Genomic DNA, 4,134 nt, shown 5'->3' on the forward strand with positions numbered 1-4,134 from the left:
CTTCCCTACTCCCTTACTCCCCTAATTTCCTATGCCGCCAGATCGCGCAGCACATATTGCAGGATGCCGCCGTTCTTGAAGTAGTCGAGCTCGTCCAGTGTATCGATACGGCAGATGATCGGAATGTTCTTCAGCCTGCCGTCGCCATAGGTGATCTTCGCGACCATCTTCTGGCGCGGCTTGATGGCGCTCAGTCCGTCGATCTCGACCAGTTCGTCGCCCTTGAGGTTGAGCGACGCCCATGAGGTGCCCTCCTCGAAGACGAAGGGGATGACGCCCATGCCGACCAGGTTCGAGCGGTGGATGCGCTCGAACGACTGAGCGATGACGGCGCGAACGCCCAGGAGGTTGGTGCCCTTGGCCGCCCAGTCGCGCGACGAGCCGTTGCCGTATTCGACACCGGCGAAGATGACCAGCGGCACGCCTTCCTTCTTGTACTCCATTGCGGCGTCGTAAATCGATTTCTCTTCCTTCGACGGATAGTGGATGGTGTAGCCGCCCTCGCGGCCGTTCTCGCCCAGCATGTGGTTGCGGATGCGGATGTTGGCGAAAGTGCCGCGCATCATCACCTCGTGATTGCCGCGCCGTGTGCCGTATTGATTGAAGTCGGCAACGCCGACGCCATGGTCGGTTAAGTATTTGCCGGCCGGCGAGGCCGCCTTGATCGAGCCGGCCGGCGAGATATGGTCGGTGGTGATCTTGTCGCCGAACAGGCCGAGCACCCGGGCGCCCTTGATGTCGCCGATTGTCCCGAAGCCTGATGTCATCCCGGCAAAATAAGGCGGGTTCTGCACATAGGTCGAATGGTCGTCCCAGGCGTAGGTCTGGCCTTCCGGCGCCTTGACGTTCTGCCAGTATTCGTCGCCCTTGAAGACGTCGGCATATTTGCGGGCGAACAGTTCGCGCGTCACGTTCTTCTCGATGAACTCCTGGATCTCGACCGAGCTCGGCCAGATGTCCCGGAGGTAGACCGGGTTGCCGTCACGGTCCTCGCCGAGCGGTTCGGTGGTCAGATCCTTGGTCACGGTCCCGGCCAGCGCGTGGGCGACGACCAGCGGCGGCGAAGCGAGGTAGTTCGCCTGCACGTCGGGCGAGACGCGGCCTTCGAAATTGCGGTTGCCGGAAAGCACCGCGGCAGCAATCAAACCTTTATCGTTGATGGTCTTGGAGATCGGCGCCGGCAACGGGCCGGAATTGCCGATGCAGGTGGTGCAGCCGAAGCCGACCAGGTTGAAGCCGATCTGGTCGAGTTCCTTCTGCAGGCCGGATTTCTCCAGATATTCGGCTACGACCTGGCTGCCCGGCGCCAGCGATGTCTTGACCCACGGCTTCTGTTTGAGCCCGAGCCGGTTTGCGTTGCGCGCCAAAAGCCCGGCGCCGATCAGCACGCTCGGGTTCGAGGTGTTGGTGCAGGAGGTGATGGCGGCGATCACGACATCGCCATGGCCGAGATCATAGTTGGTGCCTTCGACGGCATAGCGCTTGTCGATTTCGGCGGCTTTCTTGTATTCGGTCTCCATCGCCTTGGCAAAGCCGTCCGGAATGCCTTCAAGTGCTACGCGACCTTCCGGACGCTTGGGGCCGGCCATCGACGGCACGACACTGCCGAGATCGAGCTCGAGCAGGTCGGTGAAGACCGGGTCGGCCGAGCCGGTATCGCGCCACATGCCTTGCGCCTTGGCGTATGCCTCGACCAGCGCGATGCGGTTTTCCTCGCGGCCGGACATGGTGAGGTAGCGGATGGTTTCGCCATCAACCGGGAAGAAGCCGCAGGTGGCGCCATATTCGGGCGCCATATTGCCGATTGTAGCGCGGTCGGCCAGCGTCATGTTGGACAGACCCGGACCGAAGAACTCGACAAATTTGCCGACGACGCCCTTCTTGCGCAGCATCTGGGTGACGGTGAGCACGAGGTCGGTGGCGGTGACGCCTTCCCTCAGTCTGCCGGTGAGGCGGAAGCCGATAACTTCGGGCAACAGCATGGAGACGGGCTGGCCGAGCATGGCGGCCTCTGCCTCGATGCCGCCGACGCCCCAGCCGAGCACGCCAAGGCCGTTGATCATGGTGGTGTGCGAATCGGTGCCGACGCAGGTGTCGGGATAGGCGGTGGTTTCGCCGCTTTCAGTGTTGGTCCACACGACCTGGCCGAGATATTCGAGATTGACCTGATGGCAGATGCCGGTGCCAGGCGGCACGACGCGGAAATTGCGGAAGGCCTGCTGGCCCCATTTCAGGAATTTGTAGCGTTCTTCGTTGCGCTCGTACTCGAGCTCGACATTGCGGGCGAAAGCCAGCGGCGTGCCGAACTCATCGACGATGACCGAGTGGTCGATGACCAGGTCGACCGGCACCAGCGGATTGATCTTTTGCGGGTCGCCGCCAAGCGAGGCCATGGCATCGCGCATGGCGGCCAGGTCGACCACGGCCGGAACGCCGGTGAAATCCTGCATCAGCACACGGGCCGGCCGATAGGCAATCTCGACGCCCGCGGTTCCCCTGTCGGTCAGCCAGCCGGCGACCGCCTGGATGCTCTCCTTGGTGACGGAACGGCCGTCCTCGTTACGCAGCAGGTTCTCTAGCAGCACCTTCATCGAATAGGGCAACTGGGCGATGCCGGTGAGGCCGTTCTTCTCGGCCTCGACAAGGTCGTAATAAACATAGTCGGTTCCGCCTGCGGTCAGCGTGCGGCGGCAATTGAAACTATCGAGGGATTTTGACACGTGCGATCCGTCCTTGTCTGTTCAGCCTGAAAGGGAACGGACGCCGATGGCATGCAATCACGCGCAAAGGTGCGGGTACGGCCATTTCCGCTGTCCGTTCCCAGCCAACCCGAGCCGTTCAAGGCGGCGCGTGCGCTGGTTCGGCGCTAATTCGCTTCCCGTGCCGACCGCTGGCACGGATGACCCGGATATAGAGAATTTCCTGGAATAGTTCTAGACAGTCGAAAGGCTATTTTGTGCGATGCGGCAGCTGCCGTGACGCGGTGTTCTCGGGACGGGCAAGGAATGCGGCTGATCGCCGAAAATCTGGACGGCGAACGCGGCGGCGAGGCGGTTTTTTCCGGCATTAACTTTGCCCTTGAGAAAGGCCAGGCGCTGATCGTCACCGGGCCGAACGGCGCGGGGAAATCGACACTGCTCAGGGTGGTCGCAGGGCTGCTGCCGGTGGCGACAGGCCGTTTGCTTATCGAAGGTGGCGGCGAGGATTTCCCCTCGGTCGCCTCGGCCTGCCACTATCTCGGTCACCAGAACGCGATGAAAACGGCGTTGAGCGTGACTGAAAATCTGCGCTTCTGGCGCGATTTTTCGGGCGCGGATTTTTTGAGCGCTGAAGCGGCGCTGGAAATGGTCGGGCTTGATGGTATCGGCCATCTGCCGTTCGGCTATCTCTCCACCGGGCAACGCCGCCGCGCGGCGATCGCAAAATTGCTGGTCAGCCGGCGACCGCTGTGGCTGCTTGATGAACCGACGGCCGGGCTGGACAAGGCTTCGGAAGAGCGATTCGCCCGATTGATGACGCAGCATCGCGGAGAGGGCGGGATCATCATTGCGGCAACGCATTTGCCACTGGGGCTCGAGGGGGCACAAGCGCTGGTGATGGGGGAAACTGGGTAATGTCGGCATTCCTTCGCGCCCCCCTCTGCCCTGGGCAAGGGCGTCTCACACCATGCTAGCCCTCTTCCTGCGCGATATCCGCCTGAGTATCCGGGCCGGCGGCGGGGCGCTGACCGGCGTGATCTTCTTTCTCGCGGTGATCGCGACGATCCCCTTCGGTGTCGGACCGGATCTCAATCTGCTCGCCCGCATCGGCCCGGCGATCCTGTGGATCGGCGCCTTGCTCGCTTGCCTGCTCGGTCTCGACCGATTGTTCCAGGCCGACCGGGAAGACGGCTCCCTCGATCTGCTGGTGCTCGGCAACGACCGGCAGATGCTGGCGCTGACCGTGCTGACGAAATGCCTGGCGCATTGGGCGGGAAGCGTGCTGCCGCTGGTCATCGCGGCACCCTTGCTCGGCCTGTTCATGAATATGGAGCCGATCGGCATCGGCGCCACGGCGCTGACCCTTCTGGTCGGCACGCCGGCGATCACCTTCATCGGCGCTGCCGGAGCGGCGGTGGCGGTGGCGCTGCCGCGC

The 4,134-nt window shown here is 62.9% G+C and carries 3 protein-coding genes; 2 read left to right on the top strand and 1 reads right to left on the bottom strand.

Features of this window, described 5'->3' with window-relative positions:
- Positions 1-29 precede the first annotated feature (29 nt).
- Entirely contained in the window at positions 30-2,720 is a 2,691-nt protein-coding gene (gene acnA / locus EOA86_RS24930) for an aconitate hydratase AcnA (protein WP_128344106.1), read from the bottom strand.
- Positions 2,721-3,005: 285 nt separating this feature from the next.
- On the opposite strand from acnA, the gene ccmA reads away from it, so the two are divergent.
- Positions 3,006-3,614 carry a heme ABC exporter ATP-binding protein CcmA gene (ccmA, locus tag EOA86_RS24935; RefSeq protein ID WP_128344107.1) on the top strand — a complete coding sequence of 203 codons (609 nt, stop codon included), beginning with the start codon at positions 3,006-3,008 and terminating at the stop codon, positions 3,612-3,614.
- Positions 3,615-3,666: 52 nt separating this feature from the next.
- Positions 3,667-4,134, top strand: a 468-nt coding sequence (ccmB, locus tag EOA86_RS24940) for a heme exporter protein CcmB (RefSeq protein ID WP_128344109.1), incomplete at its 3' end; no start/stop codon positions are given.

Origin of the sequence: Mesorhizobium sp. M5C.F.Ca.IN.020.32.2.1, assembly GCF_004023105.1 — a bacterium.
Taxonomy (GTDB): Bacteria; Pseudomonadota; Alphaproteobacteria; order Rhizobiales; family Rhizobiaceae; genus Mesorhizobium; species Mesorhizobium wenxiniae.